15 protein-coding genes are annotated in these 17,261 nt (G+C 62.7%); 1 reads left to right on the forward strand and 14 read right to left on the reverse strand.

Features of this window, described 5'->3' with window-relative positions; translation table 11 throughout:
- Positions 1-14: 14 nt before the first annotated feature.
- The 10 genes from NKJ80_RS00735 to rimP all read right to left on the reverse strand — a co-directional run bounded on the left by NKJ80_RS00735 (position 15) and on the right by rimP (position 12,237).
- A complete protein-coding gene (locus NKJ80_RS00735) occupies positions 15-1,028 on the reverse strand; it encodes a class I SAM-dependent methyltransferase (RefSeq protein WP_023715304.1) in 1,014 nt (337 codons plus the stop codon).
- Positions 1,029-1,113: 85 nt separating this feature from the next.
- Positions 1,114-3,261, reverse strand: coding sequence for a polyribonucleotide nucleotidyltransferase (pnp, locus tag NKJ80_RS00740; RefSeq protein ID WP_023682005.1), 2,148 nt, complete (start codon positions 3,259-3,261; stop codon positions 1,114-1,116).
- A 277-nt stretch (positions 3,262-3,538) separates the two neighbouring features.
- A complete protein-coding gene (rpsO, locus tag NKJ80_RS00745) occupies positions 3,539-3,913 on the reverse strand; it encodes a 30S ribosomal protein S15 (protein WP_280790898.1) in 375 nt (124 codons plus the stop codon).
- A gap of 95 nt (positions 3,914-4,008) precedes the next feature.
- Entirely contained in the window at positions 4,009-5,103 is a 1,095-nt protein-coding gene (gene corA, locus NKJ80_RS00750) for a magnesium/cobalt transporter CorA (protein WP_023682006.1), read from the reverse strand.
- Between the two features lie 44 nt (positions 5,104-5,147).
- Positions 5,148-6,119: a tRNA pseudouridine(55) synthase TruB gene (gene truB / locus NKJ80_RS00755; RefSeq protein ID WP_352496875.1), complete on the reverse strand. Its 972-nt coding sequence runs from the start codon at positions 6,117-6,119 to the stop codon at positions 5,148-5,150.
- Complete coding sequence (gene rbfA, locus NKJ80_RS00760; RefSeq protein WP_023669558.1) at positions 6,119-6,538, reverse strand: 30S ribosome-binding factor RbfA; 420 nt, start codon at positions 6,536-6,538, stop codon at positions 6,119-6,121. Before rbfA ends, truB begins: the two co-directional genes overlap by 1 nt.
- A gap of 161 nt (positions 6,539-6,699) precedes the next feature.
- Positions 6,700-9,264, reverse strand: a complete 2,565-nt coding sequence (infB, locus tag NKJ80_RS00765; protein WP_023669557.1) for a translation initiation factor IF-2 — start codon at positions 9,262-9,264, stop codon at positions 6,700-6,702.
- On the reverse strand, positions 9,261-9,911 hold the full coding sequence (locus tag NKJ80_RS00770) for an RNA-binding protein (RefSeq protein ID WP_023669556.1): 651 nt from the start codon (positions 9,909-9,911) through the stop codon (positions 9,261-9,263). Before NKJ80_RS00770 ends, infB begins: the two co-directional genes overlap by 4 nt.
- 38 nt (positions 9,912-9,949) lie before the next feature.
- On the reverse strand, positions 9,950-11,545 hold the full coding sequence (nusA, locus tag NKJ80_RS00775) for a transcription termination factor NusA (protein ID WP_023669555.1): 1,596 nt from the start codon (positions 11,543-11,545) through the stop codon (positions 9,950-9,952).
- A gap of 47 nt (positions 11,546-11,592) precedes the next feature.
- On the reverse strand, positions 11,593-12,237 hold the full coding sequence (gene rimP / locus NKJ80_RS00780) for a ribosome maturation factor RimP (protein ID WP_023669554.1): 645 nt from the start codon (positions 12,235-12,237) through the stop codon (positions 11,593-11,595).
- Between the two features lie 335 nt (positions 12,238-12,572).
- Between rimP and NKJ80_RS00785 the strand changes: the two genes are divergently transcribed.
- Positions 12,573-12,737, forward strand: coding sequence for a hypothetical protein (locus NKJ80_RS00785; protein WP_023669553.1), 165 nt, complete (start codon positions 12,573-12,575; stop codon positions 12,735-12,737).
- 41 nt (positions 12,738-12,778) lie between these two features.
- Here the strand turns inward: NKJ80_RS00785 and trmB are convergent, their stop codons facing one another.
- The 4 genes from trmB to lnt all read right to left on the reverse strand — a co-directional run bounded on the left by trmB (position 12,779) and on the right by lnt (position 17,239).
- Entirely contained in the window at positions 12,779-13,480 is a 702-nt protein-coding gene (gene trmB, locus NKJ80_RS00790; RefSeq protein ID WP_023669552.1) for a tRNA (guanine(46)-N(7))-methyltransferase TrmB, read from the reverse strand.
- 121 nt (positions 13,481-13,601) lie between these two features.
- A complete protein-coding gene (gene metK, locus NKJ80_RS00795; RefSeq protein ID WP_023669551.1) occupies positions 13,602-14,867 on the reverse strand; it encodes a methionine adenosyltransferase in 1,266 nt (421 codons plus the stop codon).
- Between the two features lie 222 nt (positions 14,868-15,089).
- Complete coding sequence (locus NKJ80_RS00800; RefSeq protein ID WP_023669550.1) at positions 15,090-15,509, reverse strand: helix-turn-helix domain-containing protein; 420 nt, start codon at positions 15,507-15,509, stop codon at positions 15,090-15,092.
- Positions 15,510-15,646: 137 nt separating this feature from the next.
- Positions 15,647-17,239, reverse strand: a complete 1,593-nt coding sequence (gene lnt / locus NKJ80_RS00805; RefSeq protein ID WP_023669549.1) for an apolipoprotein N-acyltransferase — start codon at positions 17,237-17,239, stop codon at positions 15,647-15,649.
- Between the last annotated feature and the right edge of the window lie 22 nt (positions 17,240-17,261).

A 17,261-nucleotide genomic window follows, 5' to 3' on the forward strand; every position in this document is an offset into this window, starting at 1 on the left:
CGACCGGCACCGTCCTATCGGCGCGCGGAGAAAACCTTGAACATGCCGTCGCGGGCGAGCTCGGCATGGCTGGAGAAGACGGCCTTCAGAACCGGTTCGTAAGGCAGCTGACGGTTCGCCACCATGAACAGCCGCCCGCCCGGCTTCAGCGCCTTGCCCGCCGCCTGGATCATGCCGGCGCCGATTTCCGGCTCGGCCGCCCGGCTGCGATGGAAGGGCGGGTTCATGACGATGGCATCATAGCGCCGCTCGACCGGCTCGCTCAGCAGATCGGTCCAAAAGAAGCCGGGCTCGAAGCCTGTCTGGCCGATATTGCCCTTGGCCGCCTCAAGCGCGTCGAAATCCGCTTCGTAAAGGTCGAGCCCCGTTATACCGGATGAACGTGCCGCGACCTCGGCGGCGACATAACCCCAGCCGGCGCAGAAATCAGCAATGTTGCCGCGCAGGTCTTTGGGCAGGTTGTCGACCAGAAGTTTCGAGCCGGCGTCGATCCGGTCGAAGGAGAACATGCCCGGCGCAGTGCGGAAGCGGTCCTCTACGACCAAGGCAGGATTGGCGACGCGCAGTTTTTCCGCAGGCGCCAGATCGACCGGACGGCGAAGCCAGAAGGCGATGCCGTGATATTTCGGCAGATGCCCTTCGATGGGGACAAGCTCGTCGATGCGCTTGCGCAGGCTGGCGATGCCTTCGTCCTTACCGCCGGCGACAATGATCAGACCGCCCGGCGTGACGCGTTCGATCGCCTCGGCAATACGCATCTCGTTTAGCCCACGATGGCGGCCGGCAAGCACGAGCGCTGCATCGAATGCATCGCCTTCCGAGCGGGGCGTTACCTTGTGACCGGCACGCTCCAGCGCTCGGAGATGCGGCCGGAAACCCTGTGCAAGATGGAGCTCTGCCTCGAAGCCTTCCGGCAAGCGGAAGCCGGGCTCCGCACCCAGGAACAACACACGCTCGCCCTTTTGCGGCAGAGGGAGCCCCTCGGCCTCGAAGGGATGGAACAGTGTCTTCAGCGGCTCAGCGGCCATTCTTCGATTCTCATGTCGTAGACGGGTATTAAACGAAAACGGGCGCGACATAAGCCGCGCCCGTTCAACTCTATTGTCAGACCACTCAGGCGGCGTTTTCTTCGCCTTCGGCCTTCTTGTCGCGGGCGATTTCCTTGCCGGTGGCCTGGTCGACGACCTTCATCGACAGGCGGACCTTGCCGCGCTCGTCGAAGCCCATCAGCTTGACCCAGACCTTGTCGCCTTCCTTGACGACGTCCGAGGTCTTGGCGACCCGGTCGTTGGCAAGCTGCGAGATGTGGACGAGGCCGTCACGCGGACCGAAGAAGTTGACGAAAGCGCCGAAGTCGGCGGTCTTGACGACCGTGCCTTCGTAGATTTCGCCGACTTCCGGCTCGGCGACGATGGTATGGATCCACTTCTTGGCCGCCTCGATCTCCTTGGCGTTCGACGAAGCGATCTTGACCGTGCCGTCGTCCTCGATGTTGATCTTGGCGCCGGTCTTCTCGACGATCTCACGGATAACCTTGCCGCCGGAGCCGATCACGTCGCGGATCTTGTCGGTCGGGATGTGCATGACCTCGATGCGCGGTGCGAACTCACCGAGTTCGGGGCGGGCGCCGGTCAGAGCATGCGCCATCTCGCTGAGGATATGCTGGCGGCCGTCCTTGGCCTGGTCCAGCGCGATCTTCATGATCTCCTCGGTGATGCCCTCGATCTTGATGTCCATCTGCAGCGAGGTGATGCCGCCTTCGGTACCGGCAACCTTGAAGTCCATGTCGCCGAGGTGATCTTCGTCACCCAGGATGTCGGACAGAACCGCGAAGCGCTCGCCTTCCTTGATCAGGCCCATCGCGATACCAGCAACCGGCTTGGCCAGCGGAACGCCGGCATCCATCAGCGCCAGCGATGTGCCGCAGACGGTGGCCATCGACGACGAACCGTTGGACTCGGTGATCTCCGAGACGACGCGCAGCGTGTAGGGGAACTGGTCCGCGCTCGGCAGCATCGGACGGATAGCGCGCCAGGCGAGCTTGCCGTGGCCGATTTCGCGGCGGCCCGGCGAACCCATGCGGCCGGTCTCGCCGACGGAGTAGGGAGGGAAGTTGTAGTGAAGGAGGAACTTCTCCTTGTACATGCCGGTCAGCGAATCGACATACTGCTCGTCCTCGCCGGTACCCAGCGTGGCAACGACCAGCGCCTGGGTCTCGCCGCGGGTGAACAGCGCCGAACCGTGCGTGCGCGGCAGGACGCCGACTTCCGAGACGATCTTGCGGACAGTCTTGAGGTCACGGCCATCGATGCGCGAACCGGTGTCGAGGATGTTCCAGCGCACGACCTTGGCCTGGAGTTCCTTGAACACCGAACCGATCTGCTCGGAGGTGTACTTGGCGTCTTCGCCTTCGGCCGGAGCGAACGCTGCCTTGACCTTCGCCTTGACGGCGTCGACGGCGGCGTAACGCTTCTGCTTATCGACGTTCTTGTAGGCATTGCTGAGCTCGTCGCCGACGATCTTCAGCATTTCGGCTTCAAGCGCGGAGTAGTCCGGCGCTGTGAAATCGCGCGGCTCCTTGGCGGCAACTTCGGCCAGCTTGATGATGGCGTCGATCACCGGCTGGAAGCCCCTGTGGCCGAACATGACGGCGCCGAGCATCAGCTCTTCGCCGAGTTCCTTGGCTTCGGACTCGACCATCAGCACGGCGTCGGCGGTGCCGGCGACAATGAGGTCGAGCCTGGATTCCTGCATCTCGTCGACATGCGGGTTGAGCACGTATTCGCCGTTGATGTAGCCGACGCGAGCGCCGCCGATCGGGCCCATGAAGGGAACGCCCGACAGCGTCAAAGCGGCCGAGGTGGCGACGATCGACAGGATATCGGGATCGTTCTCGAGGTCATGCTGGACGACGGTGACGACGATCTGGGTGTCGTTCTTGTAGCCGTCGGCGAAGAGCGGGCGGATCGGGCGGTCGATCAGGCGGGAAACCAGCGTTTCCTTTTCGCTCGGACGTCCCTCGCGCTTGAAGTAGCCGCCCGGGATCTTGCCGGCGGCGTAGGTCTTTTCCTGGTAGTTGACGGTCAGCGGGAAGAAATCGAGGCCTGGCTTCGGCTCCTTCATCGAAACGACGGTGGCGAGAACCTTGGTTTCGCCATAGGTCGCAAGCACCGCGCCGTCAGCCTGACGTGCGATCTTGCCGGTTTCCAGGATGAGCGGACGGCCGCCCCATTCGATTTCCACTTTGTGGTAGTTGAACATATCTTGTCCTTAGTAAGCGGAAAGGGCCGCGCCGTTTCACGGTGCGCGGATGCCCTTTCCCTGGCTTCCTTTCTCGGGCAGCCACGGGCAAGACAACGGGAAGCTCGGGTAGATTCGGCGCTGGTTAGCGCACGAGCGTCCTGCAATCCTGCCCCATGACCGTCCATGGGCGGTTTCGAGTGGCCTCTGCACGCTCGAAACCGGGTCTGGCCAATCGATGCGACTGGCAGAATGCGCGACCGGCGGGCTCTCCTTCGAAAGCCCGCCGGTCAATTCGTCAACGGCGCAGACCGAGCTTCTCGATCAACGTCTGATAGCGCGCGTCATCCTTGCGCTTGAGATAATCAAGCAGGCTGCGGCGCTGGGAGACGAGAGCGAGCAGACCACGGCGGGAATGGTTATCCTTCTTGTGGTCCTTGAAGTGGTCGGTCAGGTTCTTGATGCGCTCGGAAAGGATGGCCACCTGGACTTCCGGAGACCCGGTATCGCCCTTGGCGGTTGCGAATTCACCCATCAATTCCTGTTTGCGCTCGGCAGTAATCGACATCGTGTTTTTCCTTATCTGTTTGAGGAAACGGGTCGCCCTCAGCCGGGATGTCGTCCAGCAGGGGCCGGTGCAAGCAAAGCGACATGGCGCGATGCTGCGGCGCATATAAGGCAATTCCCTGGAAAACACCAGCCCATTCATAAAGCCGGCTCGTCGCAGCCCTTTGCTCAGGAATCCAGGATCCCCCTGATACCTGAAGCTTACAGCCACTTCTTGCTTTTGAAGAAGACGATCAGCCCGACAGCAACGGCCAGCATGAACAGCAGCGAAGCCGGGTAGCCATAGTAGGCTTTCAGTTCCGGCATGTTCCACGGCGAGCTCTCGGGATCGAAATTCATCCCCCAGATACCGACCAGGAAGGTTAGCGGCATGAAAATCACCGAGACGATGGTGAGATAAGAGATGACGTCGTTGGTGCGCGCCTGGCTCAGCGACAAATGCATTTCGATCAAGCCGGTCAGCATATCACGCTGGTTCTCGACCAGCTCGATCAGCCGCAATGCGTGGTCGAGCGTGTCGTTGAAGAAGATTTTCGTCTCCGGCTTCACATAGGGCACGTCGTTGCGGATCAGCGTCGCCAGCGCGTCGCGCATCGGCCACAGCACGCCCTTGAGCACATTGGCGTCGCGCCGCAATTCGTGCAGCTGGCGCATCTGATGCTTGTGAGGCGTGTTGAGCATCTCGTCCTCGATGCCATCGACCTCCTCGCTAGCGGCCTCAATCGGCGGGAAATAGCTGTCGACGATGGAGTCGATGAGCGCATAGGCCAGATAGTCGGCGCCGCGCATCCGCAAGCGGTTGGGCAACGCTGCCGCGATGCGCTTGCGTACGGGGTCGAACGGATCGCCTTCGCGCTCCTGGAAGGTGACGACGAATTTCTTGCCGAAGAACACCGCGATCTGCTCATAGCGATGCACCTTGACGTCGTCGATCATGCGCATGACGACGAAGGCGTGGTCCTCGAAGAAGTCGACCTTCGGCCGCTGGCCGGTGTTGACGACATCTTCCAGAGCCAGTGGATGCAGGTTGAAGATCCGGCCGATCTCCTCGATCAGCTGGATGTTGGCGAGACCGGTGCAGTCCAACCAGACGACCGGCCAGTTGTCGCAATGGGTGTTGAGATCGTCGATGCTGGCATCGTTGATGGTCTTGAATTTTTCAGGCGAAATCAGCGTCAGCCGCAGCTCGGACCGTCGCGCCGCCGGATCGGCGATCAGCGTGCCGGGCGAGGCGCCAACCGGCGGCCGGCGCGTTGTCACCGGCGCCCGCTTCTTCACCGCCTCAGCCTTTGCCATGTGCCCCTCGGATGTGACGTCGACGTAAGACTAGACGAGAGTGGTCAGCCGGCAAAGACCCGCTTCGGCTTGAACATGCCTTGCTCGATGGCACCGATGGCGACAAGCTTGCCGCGCGCGGTGGCGCAGGCTTCCTCGGCTTCCACGGGCGCGTCGCGGCCGCGGATGATGACGGGATTGCCAAGGCGGATCTTGGTCGCCGCTTCGTCGCTGATGGCGATCTGGGGCAGGCAGTCGAGCGCGGCGGCCGTGTCGACAAGCAGCGCATCGATGGCGCCAAAGTCGATCGGCGCGTCGGCAACATCGGCGTCGCCCTCTCCGTCAGCTTCGCGCTGTTCGCCGAAACGGGCGACTTCCAGTTCGGCGAGGGTGACGAAATCCTCCTGGGTGAACGGCTCGACCTCGACCCGGCGCAATTCGGCGATGTGGCCGAAGCAGCCGAGGTCGCGGCCCATGTCGCGGGCCAGCGAGCGAACATAGGTGCCTTTGCCGCATTCGACCTCGAACAAGGTGTGGCCGGCAGCGTGCTCGACGATGTCCAGACGGCCGATCTCAATCTCGCGCGCGGGGATGTCGACTGTCTCGCCCCCACGAGCGAGATCGTAGGCGCGTTCGCCTGATATCTTGATGGCCGAGAATTGCGGCGGTGTCTGCATGATGACGCCGGTGTAGTTCGGCAGCAGCGCCCTGACATCTTCTTGCGCCGGACGGCGGTCGGAACTTTGCGTCACCGGGCCTTCGAGATCGTCGGTCGAACGCTCCTCGCCCCAAGCGACGGTGAACCGGTAGATTTTGGCGCCGTCCTGCACATAAGGCACGGTCTTGGTTGCCTCGCCCAGCGCGATCGGCAGCATGCCAGAGGCCAGCGGGTCGAGTGTGCCGGCATGGCCGGCCTTTTCGGCCTGGAAAAGCCATTTGATCTTGGAGACGGCTTCGGTCGAACCCATGCCAACCGGCTTATCCAGCACCACCCAGCCGGAGATCGGCCGGCCCTTCTTCTTGCCGCGGCGCCCCACTATTTCTCGTCCTTGTCGTTGTCTTCGCCATCGGCACCCAAGTCTCGCGCGACTTCGGGCGATTTCAGCAAATCGTTGATCCTGGCGAAATTGTCGAAGGACGTATCGAGCTTGAAGCGGAACTCCGGCATGAACTTCATCTGGCGGAGCGCGCCGGAGACGCGGCCACGGACGAACTTCGCATGCTTGTTGAGCGCGTCGATGACCGCACCCGTGTCCTTGGCGCCAAGCGGCGAAACGAAGGCCGTTGCGACCCTCAGATCAGTGGACATGCGCACTTCCGAGACCGAAACCACGGTGTTCTCGATCAGCGGGTCGATAATCTCGCCGCGCTGCAAGGTTTCCGACAGCGCATGGCGCACCTGTTCGGCGACGCGAAGCATGCGCTGGGATGGGCTGGAGGCGGTTGGACGGGGCATTTTTCTCAATCCGGAAAGCGTGAGGCGCGGGATGGGACCGTGCCGCCATGTCTCATATTTGTTCTATGCATGTCGTTTATCCCGCACTTTTGGGCGACAGGCATTAAAGTTAGGGCGGCGGTCTTTCGACCACCGCCCGGTCGTATCGACAGTATACGAACTCAGAGCGTCCGGGTCACCATCTCGACGCGGAAGCACTCGATGATGTCGCCGACGCGCATGTCCTCGTAGTTCTGGAAAGCCATGCCGCACTCCTGGCCGCCCGGAACTTCCGCGACTTCATCCTTGAAGCGCTTGAGGGTCTTCAGCGTACCTTCGTGGATGACGACGTTGTCGCGGATCAGGCGCACGCCCGCTCCACGTTCGACCTTGCCTTCGGTGACACGGCAGCCGGCGATCTTGCCGACCTTGGTGATGTCAAAGATCTCGAGGATCTCGGCATTACCGATGAAGGTCTCGCGGCGTTCCGGCGACAGCAGGCCGGAAAGTGCTGCCTTCACATCGTCGACGAGGTTGTAGATGATCGAGTAGTAGCGGATTTCGATGCCCGCGGCCGCCGCGGCCGCACGTGCCTGCACGTTGGCACGGACGTTGAAGCCGATGATCGCGGCCCCCGAGGTCTCCGCCAGCGACACGTCGCTTTCGGTGATGGCGCCGGCGCCGGCATGAACGATGCGCGCACGCACCTCGTCGGTGCCAAGCTTGTCGAGAGCGGCGTTGATCGCCTCGATCGAACCCTGCACGTCGCCCTTGATGACCAGCGGGAATTCCTTCAACCCGCTCGTCTGCAGCTGCGACATCATCTGTTCGAGCGAGCCGCGCTGGCCGGCATGGCGAGCCACTGCCTTCTCGCGCGCCAGACGCTGGCGATATTCGGTGATCTCACGGGCGCGGGCCTCGTTGTTGACGACAGCGAAGCGGTCGCCGGCTTGCGGCGTGCCCTGCAGGCCAAGCACCTCGACCGGCATTGCCGGCGGAGCCTCCTTGATCTGCTCGCCACGGTCATTGACCAGCGCGCGCACCCGGCCCCATTCGTTGCCGGCGACGAGGATGTCGCCCGGCATCAAAGTGCCGGTCTGCACCAGTACGGTGGCGACGGGGCCACGGCCCTTGTCGAGCTGGGCTTCGATGACCACGCCTTCGGCGGTACGGTCCGGATTGGCCTTGAGGTCGAGGATTTCGGCCTGCAGCAGGATCGCTTCCAACAGCTTGTCGAGGTTGGTGCCCTTGGTCGCCGACACTTCGACGTCCAGCACTTCACCGCCCATCGATTCGACGAACACCTCATGGCGCAGCAGTTCCGACCGAACCTTCTGCGGATCGGCATCATGCTTGTCGATCTTGTTGATCGCCACGATGATCGGAACGCCGGCCGCCTTGGCATGGCTGATCGATTCGATGGTCTGCGGCATGACGCTGTCGTCGGCCGCCACCACCAGGATGGCGATGTCGGTCGCCTGAGCGCCGCGGGCGCGCATCGCCGTGAAGGCGGCGTGACCGGGCGTGTCGATGAAGGTGATCTTCTGACCGTTCTTCTCGACCTGGTAGGCGCCGATATGCTGGGTGATGCCGCCGGCTTCGCCGGAGACGACATTGGCATTGCGGATGGCGTCGAGCAGCGAGGTCTTGCCGTGGTCGACATGGCCCATGATGGTCACGACAGGCGGCCGCGACACCAGGTCCTCGGCATTGTCGGCAATGTTGAACAGGCCTTCCTCGATGTCGGACTCGGCGACCCGGCGGACCGTGTGGCCGAATTCTGTGGCGACCAGCTCGGCCGTGTCGGCGTCGATGATGTCGCCCGGCTTCAGGATCTGGCCCTGCTTCATGAAGTACTTGACCACATCGACAGCGCGCTCGGACATGCGCTGCGCCAGTTCCTGGATGGTGATGGTTTCAGGCAGGATCACTTCGCGCATAACCTTCTCGCGCGGCTCATTATGCATCGCGCGCTTGAATTTTTCCTGGCGGCGACGCATCGACGACAGCGAGCGGGCGCGCGCGTCCTCGTCGGAAAGAGCCGTGTTGAGGGTCAGCTTGCCGCGACGACGGTCTTCCTCGGCCTTGGTCGGCTTGGCCGGGCGCGCCACTTCGGGCGTAACCGGACGGCGTACCGGGGCACCGGCGGCGGTGCGCTTCGGCTTGACCTCTTCCTCATCGTCCGACGCCACAAGCTCGGCAGCCTGCGGCGCGCGGCGGCGCGCTTCTTCCTCGGCGCGGCGGCGGGACTCGGCCTCGGTCTGCAGGCGGGCTTCTTCCTCGGCCTGACGGCGCGCGGATTCCTCGCGCTCGCGCTTGCGGCGTTCCTCATCCTCGTTGCGGCGCTTGGCCTCTTCGATGGCGCGTTGGCGGTCCTCGACGTCGCGAACCTTGGAGCCTTCGAGCGCCCTGCGGCGCGCTTCCATTTCATTGCGCGACAGTTCGTTCAGCACCATGCCGCCGCGTTCGGCCGGGGGCGGCGGAGGCGGCGCCTTGGGCGCTTCCTGCACGACGGGGGCTGCCACTACCGCGGGCTTGGGCGTAAATACGGGTGCAGCCACCGGCTCCGGCTTGTCGCCGGGCATGGAGAATTTGCGCTTCTTGATCTCGACCTGGACCTGCTTGGTGCGGCCATGCGAGAAATTCTGTCGCACGACGCTCTGCTCGGTACCGGGGCGCTTCAGCGTCAAGGTCTTCTTCGGTGTAACACTCAACGTCTTATCGTCGCCCGATTTCGTATCGCTCATTCCATATCCTCTGCAGCATCATCTTCGTCAGCAACGGCCGCAAGCATTGCCAGATCGTCGGGGGTTCCGCCCCGATATCGGTCGAGCGCAACCATGCGCCTCTCAACCGCCTTGCCCGCGTCTCCCGCGAGAACGGCAGCATGTATCACATTTGTACCCCCCAATGCCAAGCTCAACTCGGCCTCGGAGAAAAGTTTGTAGGCAAGGACTGCCGGCCCGCCGAGGTGGACAGTTGCCCGCCGCGCCTGACTGATCTTGCGCACGCCATCGTCGGATGCCTCGGTCGCGTGGAGCACGAAAAGCGCCAACCCCGAGCGCACCGCGCTCTCGACCTTGGTTGCGCCGAGTGCGATCGAGCCAGCCTTGCGGGCAAGGCCGAGCATACCCAAAGCGGATCGTGCAAGCAGTCCGTCGACCATGCCGCCGAGATCGGGCGGCACGACGACCTGCGCCTTGAAGGCGCGGGCAAACAGGTTCTTCGCCGCCGCCTTGTCGATATGTAGGCGGTCGGCGCTCACCCAACAACCACGGCCGGGCAGATTTCTCTTTAGGTCAGGAACGACGGCCGAATCCGGGCCGACGACGAAACGGATCAGCTCATCCGGCTCGGCTTGCTTGCGCGTGACGATGCAGGTGCGATCGTTCATCTCGTCCTGGGGCGGGTTGTGTGCGATGCGGTTTCACCTCACGCACCAACGGCTTCGTCAGCCGGGACCTGTTCGGCTGCAAGCTCGTCTTCGGTGATCCAGCCGGCCTTGAGGCGGGCTGCCAGAACCATCTGCTCGGCGTCGGCGCGCGACACGCCGTGATTGGCGAGCACACCCGGGAATACCTTGGTCTCGCCGTCCTTGCGTTCCTTCCAGCCGGTCAGGTCGTCGGCGGCATAGCCGGCGAAATCCTCGATCGTCTTCACGCCATCCTCGCCGAGCGTCACCATCATGGCGGTGGTGACGCCAGGGATCTCGCGCAGTTCGTCGGTGACGCCCAGCGCCTTGCGCTTGTCGTCATGCTCGGCTTCGATCTTCTCCAGATATTCGCGGGCGCGGGTCTGGATTTCCGAAGCGGTGTCTTCGTCGAAACCGTCGATCGAGGCGATCTCGCCCGAATCGACATAGGCAACTTCCTCGACGCTGGTGAAGCCTTCGGAGGCCAAAACCTGGCCGACCATCTCGTCGACATCGAGGGCTTCCATGAACAGCGACGAGCGTTCGACGAATTCCTTCTGGCGGCGCTCGGACTCCTCGGCCTCGGTCAGGATGTCGATGTCCCAGCCGGTGAGCTGCGAGGCAAGACGCACGTTCTGGCCGCGACGGCCGATGGCCAGCGACAGCTGGTCGTCGGGAACCACCACTTCGATGCGCTCGGCATCCTCGTCGAGCACGACCTTGGCGACTTCCGCCGGCTGCAGCGCGTTGACGATGAAGGAGGCGGCCGAAGGCGACCACGGAATGATGTCGATCTTTTCGCCCTGCAATTCGCCGACCACGGCCTGGACGCGGCTGCCGCGCATACCGACGCAGGCGCCGACCGGATCGATCGACGAGTCACGCGAAATGACGGCGATCTTGGCGCGCGAGCCTGGGTCGCGGGCGACCGACTTGATCTCGATGATGCCGTCATAGATTTCCGGCACTTCCATGGTGAAGAGCTTGGCCATGAACTGCGGATGGGTGCGCGACAGGAATATCTGCGGGCCGCGCTGTTCGCGGCGCACGTCGTAGACATAGGCGCGGACGCGGTCGCCGTACTTGTAGTTTTCACGCGGGATCAGCTCGTCGCGGCGGATAATGGCCTCGCCACGGCCGAGATCGACGATGACGTTGCCATATTCGACGCGCTTGACGGTGCCGTTGACGATCTCGCCGATGCGGTCCTTGTATTCGTCATACTGGCGGTCGCGCTCGGCCTCGCGCACTTTCTGCACGATGACCTGCTTGGCCGACTGGGCGGCGATGCGGCCGAAATCCATTGGCGGCAGCTGTTCGGCGATGAAGTCGCCAAGCTGGGCGTCCGGATTGCGCTCGCGGGCCGAGGAAATGGCGATCTGGGTGGCGTAGTCGTCGACCTTCTCGACCACTTCCATCAGCCGCTGCAGCTTCATCTCGCCGGTGTTGGCGTTGATGTCGGCGCGGATGTTGGTTTCCTGGCCGTAGCGCGAGCGCGCGGCCTTCTGGATCGCATCAGCCATGGCGGCAATGACGATCGACTTGTCGATCGACTTTTCACGCGCCACCGCGTCGGCGATCTGCAGCAGTTCAAGTCTGTTGGCGCTTACAACCATCTTATTTCTCCCGAGCTTGTTGCCGAGCTTTTAGGCCCGGCCGCTCATCATAGTTCCTGTTCGATTTCGTCTTCCGCGCCGCCTTCAGCACCTTCGGGTGCATCATCAGCTTCGCCGCGGCGTTTCTTGGCTTCCTTGCGTTCCCGGTTGTCCTTCGAAAGGGCATCGCGAATAAGGTCGTCGGTGAGGATCAGCCGCACATCGGCGATCGCGTCATAAGGAATGCGAACCGTCGGCTCTTCGCCGTAGGCGGCCTTGTCGCGCTCGAGCAGCATGTCGTCTTCGCCGGCTTCGGCGATCTTGCCCTTGAAGCGCTTGCGGTCGGCGACCGGCACCGAGGTTTCCATCTTCACAAGATGGCCGGTCCAGGTGACGAAATCCGACTTGCGTACCAGCGGCCGGTCGATGCCCGGCGACGACACTTCGAGATGATAGGCCTTTTCGATCGGGTCATCGACGTCGAGCGCCGGCGACACAGCGCGGCTGACCTCTTCGCAATCCTCGACGGTCATGGTGCCGTCTTCGCGTTCGGCCATGATCTGCAGCGTCAGGCCGTTCTGGCCCGACAGATGCACCCGCACGAGACGGAAGCCAATGCCTCGCAACACCGGCTGAACGATCAGCGCGATGCGCGCATCGATACCGCTTTCGCGGATGATGCGGTCGTCGGCTTCGCTTGCCGTTGCAGTCATGCGGTTCCTGTCGTTCTCTGGATCAGGATGATCGTCGTCCCGAACCATCTCTTTGCTGATGGCTGACCGGCAGGTAATAAAAAAGAGCGGGACCGGGTGGACCCACTCTTCGTCATACCGACCAAGAATTTGAGGCTGATATAAACGATCCCGGCCGGTGTTTCAAGTCTGTTGACGGGCCGGGCAGAGTGCAGCCGGGGACGGCTGGCAGGATTGCGCGCGGCGCATGCCGGCTATGCGGTAACGGCCCTGTGATCCCGGATTTCACATCCCTATCTATGTTGCACTGCACAAATCAAAGATGAGCGCGCGGTGGCGCGCGAAAGGTCAAGACAATGAGCAACCGTACCGTGTTTTCCGCCATAGGCGACGCCTTTGCCCTGTTCGGCAGCGCCGTTGCCGCCTCGCGGGCCGTCGAAGCCGGCCGCAAGCCGCGCGCCAACGATCTGCGCCGGCTCGGCATGGACCCGACCGCTTTCGGCAAGATCGGCCGTTTCTGAACCAGACCGGCTGTCGATGCGGGACACTTTCCCGCATCGAACTATTTTCTGATGAAGGTGAGATAGGCCGGCCGTCGGCCCTCGCGAATGGCTTTTGCCTCGTAGCGTGTGCCCGGCCAGCCTTCATAGGGCCGATGCCAGTCGGCCCCATCTTGCACCTGCCAGAGGAGCGCGCCATGCGCCCGACAGTGCAACAAGGTCCAGTTCACATAGGTGTCGATGTCGGATGCGAAGCGGAATTTTCCGCCCGGCTTCAGCACGCGCGCGAACCGATCGAGGTTGAGCGGGCTGACAAAGCGCCGCTTCCAATGCTTTTTCTTCGGCCAGGGATCGGGGTAGAGCAGATCGATGCCGTCGAGCGACGCCTGCGGCAACCAATCGAGCAGGCGCGTGGCGTCGTCGTCATAAACGCGAAGATTGGCAAGCGGCTTTTCCCGCACCGCCATCATCAACTTGGCCATGCCGTTGACGAACGGCTCGACACCGATGAAGCCGGTCGCCGGTGCCTCCGTGGCACGGTGCAGCAGATGCTCACCGCCGCCGAAGCCGATTTCCAGCCGAACCGTTGAAACATCCGCTGAGAATAGCGCGCGCAATTCTGCCGGTGCCTGGACGGAGAGGTCGAGGCCATACGCTCCAAGACCGCTTTCCAGCGCCGCGGCCTGCTGCGGGCGAATGGTCTTGCCGTGCCGGCGGCCGAAGAACCCTTCGGTCGCGCGGCTCCGCCTGTCCTGTGGATCCATGGCCTGGTCGCGCGCCGCGCTTAGATTGAGATGAGATTTGGCTGAAATCTCATTCTCAATCTAATCCTTTGTTGGAGCATGATCTTTTCCAAAAAACCGGTACCACTTTTTGGAATCATGCCTAAGCAGCGATCGCGTCCTTGAGCGCCTTGGCCAGATCGGTCTTTTCCCAGGAGAAGGACCCGTCTCGGCCGGCCTTGCGGCCGAAATGGCCGTAGGACGAGGTCTTTGCGTAGATCGGCTTGTTGAGGTCGAGATGCCTGCGGATGCCGGATGGCGACAAATCCATCACCGTGCGCAGCGCTTCCTCGAGCTTGGCCTCGTCGACCTTGCCGGTGCCGTGCAGGTCGACATAGACCGACAGCGGCTGGGCAACGCCGATGGCGTAGGACAGCTGGATGGTGCAGCGGTCGGCGAGCTTGGCCGCCACTACATTTTTGGCGAGATAGCGCGCCGCATAGGCGGCGGAGCGGTCGACCTTGGTGGTGTCCTTGCCGGAGAAGGCGCCGCCGCCGTGCGGGGCAGCACCACCGTAGGTGTCGACGATGATCTTGCGGCCGGTCAGGCCGGCGTCGCCGTCCGGTCCACCGATGACGAACTTGCCCGTCGGGTTGATGTACCACATGCAATCGTCGGCGATCTTGAGGTCGCCGAGCGCCTCACGGATGTAAGGCTCAACGACCTTGCGGACCTTCTTGGAATCCCAGGTCGCGTCGAGATGCTGCGTCGACAGCACGATCTGCGTCGCTTCGGCGGCTTTGCCATCGACATAGCGAACGGTGACCTGGCTCTTGGCGTCGGGTCCGAGCTTGCCGGCTTCGCCGTTGTTTTCGTGACGGGCAGCGGCGAGCAGTTCGAGAATCTTGTGGCTGTAATAGATCGGCGCCGGCATCAGGTCCGGGGTCTCGCGGCAGGCATAGCCGAACATGATGCCCTGGTCGCCGGCACCCTCTTCGCCCTGGCGGTCGGCGGCGTTGTCGACTCCCTGGCCGATGTCGGGCGACTGGCCGTGCAGCAGAACCTCGATCTTTGCCGTCTTCCAGTGGAAGCCGGCCTGCTCGTAGCCGATTTCGCGGATCGCCTTGCGGGCGACCGACTTGAACTTGGCCGGGTTGACGACCGAATGCCCGGCGGCGTCCTTGAGGATGTTGCCGGCTTTGTCCCGCTTCAGCAGAGTATCGGGAACCCTTACTTCGCCGGCGATGACGACGCGGTTGGTGGTTGCGAGCGTCTCGCAGGCGACGCGGACTTTCCACGGGTCCATGCCGGTCTTCTTGGCCTCGCGATAGACCAGATCGACGATCTCGTCCGAGATGCGGTCACAGACTTTATCGGGATGACCCTCGGCCACGGATTCCGAGGTGAAGAAGTAGTTCTGCCGCGTCACGGGTGTCCCCTCTTGAAAAAACGATCGGCAGGGCTGCCGATTTTGGCGCGCCACGTGTTAACGGTGCCGGGCGCCGCTCGTCAAGCGGTGCCGCGGTTCTGGCATGAGTGCCGCAGCAATATATCTTGTACCACCGGCGGCTTGGCGCCGCCGGCAGTCGAGCCTCTGGGCTACTCGGGCCCGGGGGATTACTGGGGCCAATGGGTCAATCGACCCACCGAATCACTCGGCATCTTCGGCAGAAAGGGACTTCACAAGGTCGATAATCCGGCGGCGCACCTTCACATCCGCGATCTTGACGAACGCGCGGTTGAGCTGAAGCCCTTCCGGACTGCCGCAGAATTCGACGGCGAAAGCCATCGAAGTGTCCTCGGCAAATCCTCTATTACCCACCGGCTCCTGCCCTGGCGCATCCTCGAAAAAGAAGGCGACAGGCACGCTGAGTATCGAGGCTATTGCCTGCAGACGGCTGGCGCCGACGCGGTTCGTTCCTTTTTCATATTTTTGGATCTGCTGAAACGTAATACCGAGATTTTCACCAAGCTTTTCCTGGCTCATTCCAAGCATATTGCGCCGAAGGCGGACGCGACTTCCGACATGGATGTCGATCGGATTCGGTTTCTTCTTGTTTTCTTCTGTCATTTTTTCCTCGCCGAATTTTTCCGGCCTTTTCTATTTTTCTCGCCCAAACGAAGCCGGAGCCAACTGCCCCAACAGAAACACCAACCGACTTCGAGAAAATTAGGCGGTAACAGTATGAGTTTCTAATGTGTCGACTGTCAATTCACCCGTAGCCGTTGCCTTACGTTCAAGCTGAGGGCGATTGCGGCAAACACCAACATGATCAGCATTCCGTTAATGCGCCGCCCCGCGGCGGAGATGAAGGCTTGGCCGGAGATCGGCACCCGCACGTCGATGGCGCCACGTGCATCGACCGCCAATGCGTCGACGATGCGTCCCCGCGTATCGACAACGGCGGAAATGCCGTTGTTGGCGGCGCGCAACAGCGGCAATCCGTTTTCCACCGCGCGAATCTGAGCCTGCCTGAAATGCTGGTACGGCCCAGGCGTGTCGCCGAACCATGCGTCGTTGGTGACGTTCACAATAAGCTGGGATGACGTTGCGTCAACAGCCACAAGATCAGGAAAGATCACCTCGTAGCAAATAAACGGCAAGGCGCTGATGCCGCCGGGCAAAGCGATCGGATGGCGCTCGTTGCCGGCGGCGAAATTCATCGGCCCGGCGACGAGCTGTCCGATGCCGAAGCGGCTGAGCAGACCGGAAAACGGCAGATACTCGCCGAACGGGACCAGATGGACCTTGTCGACGGCATCAGCGATTTCGCCCTTGTCATCGATCGCCACCACCGAATTGTAGTAGCGGCTGTCGGCATCCGCCCCGGATCCGCGCTCCTCGCGCACGACGCCGGCAATCAGCATCTGACCAGGCTGCAGCATGTCGCCGACCGCGGTCAGCGCGTCCGGACGCTCGGTGAACAGGAAGGGTACCGAGGTCTCCGGCCACAGGATCAACTGCGGTTTGTTATGGCCGGGATCGGGCGCTGCGGCCGACAGGCCCATCATCGTGGCGAAGATGCGGTCGCGCACCGAGGCGTCCCATTTTTCGCTGAGGTCGACATCCGGTTGCACGATACGGACATCGAGAGTGCGGGTTGTCGGCTTGTCGGGGGTCGCGAGCCTGAAATAGCCGAAGCCAGCATGGGCGGCGACGAGAATGGCAAGCAGGACCACACCGAGACGGACATGCCGGCGTGCTGCAAGCAAGGCCGGCATGGCGAAGACAAAGACCGCCAGCGCGTTCATGCCGACCATGCCGGTCACCGACACGCTTTGCATCAACAGCGGCACGGGCATCGCCGCATAGCCGACGGCATTCCAGGGAAAGCCGGTGAACAGGAAGCCGCGCAGCCATTCCGTCAGGCCAAAAGCAAAGGCAAGGGCGGCAACGCGGCCAATATCGTTGGTCCATAACAGCCGCGCGACGACGGCGGCGAAGCCGTAGAAAAATGCCAGCGCCAAAGGAATGCCGACGACCGCGAAGGGTAAGGCCCAGGCGAAACTGTCGGCCTCGACCAGAAGCGCCTCGCCGATCCACCACAGGCCGGCGAGGAAATAGCCGAAACCGAACCACCAGCCGATGGCAAAAGTCGGCCGCAGGCGCCTGAGCCAGCCGTCGGAAGCCTCGCCGGTGGCGCCGTCGAGCAGCCAGACCAGCAGTGGAAACGAGACGAAACAGACGGCGAAGAAATCGTAAGGCGCCTGGGCGAGCACCGCCAGCGCCCCGGCAAGAAACGCCACCAGCGCGCGTCGCCAGCCCCAAAGCAGAATTATCCGGCCGGCAAGGCGCTCCATACAGACTTCCCAAGTCGCGCGA

The sequence above is a fragment of the Mesorhizobium sp. M0030 genome, from assembly GCF_040323695.1.
Lineage (GTDB): Bacteria > Pseudomonadota > Alphaproteobacteria > Rhizobiales > Rhizobiaceae > Mesorhizobium.

Excerpts from the sequence above, each read along its gene's own strand:
- NKJ80_RS00800 (WP_023669550.1), bottom strand. The coding sequence starts at position 15,509 with ATGACAGAAGAAAACAAGAAGAAACCGAATCCGATCGACATCCATGTC.
- pnp (WP_023682005.1), bottom strand. The coding sequence starts at position 3,261 with ATGTTCAACTACCACAAAGTGGAAATCGAATGGGGCGGCCGTCCGCTC.
- nusA (WP_023669555.1), bottom strand. The coding sequence starts at position 11,545 with ATGGTTGTAAGCGCCAACAGACTTGAACTGCTGCAGATCGCCGACGCG.
- rimP (WP_023669554.1), bottom strand. The coding sequence starts at position 12,237 with ATGACTGCAACGGCAAGCGAAGCCGACGACCGCATCATCCGCGAAAGC.
- rpsO (WP_280790898.1), bottom strand. The coding sequence starts at position 3,913 with ATGCGCCGCAGCATCGCGCCATGTCGCTTTGCTTGCACCGGCCCCTGC.
- NKJ80_RS00735 (WP_023715304.1), bottom strand. The coding sequence starts at position 1,028 with ATGGCCGCTGAGCCGCTGAAGACACTGTTCCATCCCTTCGAGGCCGAG.
- corA (WP_023682006.1), bottom strand. The coding sequence starts at position 5,103 with ATGGCAAAGGCTGAGGCGGTGAAGAAGCGGGCGCCGGTGACAACGCGC.
- NKJ80_RS00785 (WP_023669553.1), top strand. The coding sequence starts at position 12,573 with ATGAGCAACCGTACCGTGTTTTCCGCCATAGGCGACGCCTTTGCCCTG.
- infB (WP_023669557.1), bottom strand. The coding sequence starts at position 9,264 with ATGAGCGATACGAAATCGGGCGACGATAAGACGTTGAGTGTTACACCG.
- lnt (WP_023669549.1), bottom strand. The coding sequence starts at position 17,239 with ATGGAGCGCCTTGCCGGCCGGATAATTCTGCTTTGGGGCTGGCGACGC.
- NKJ80_RS00770 (WP_023669556.1), bottom strand. The coding sequence starts at position 9,911 with ATGAACGATCGCACCTGCATCGTCACGCGCAAGCAAGCCGAGCCGGAT.
- rbfA (WP_023669558.1), bottom strand. The coding sequence starts at position 6,538 with ATGCCCCGTCCAACCGCCTCCAGCCCATCCCAGCGCATGCTTCGCGTC.
- trmB (WP_023669552.1), bottom strand. The coding sequence starts at position 13,480 with ATGGATCCACAGGACAGGCGGAGCCGCGCGACCGAAGGGTTCTTCGGC.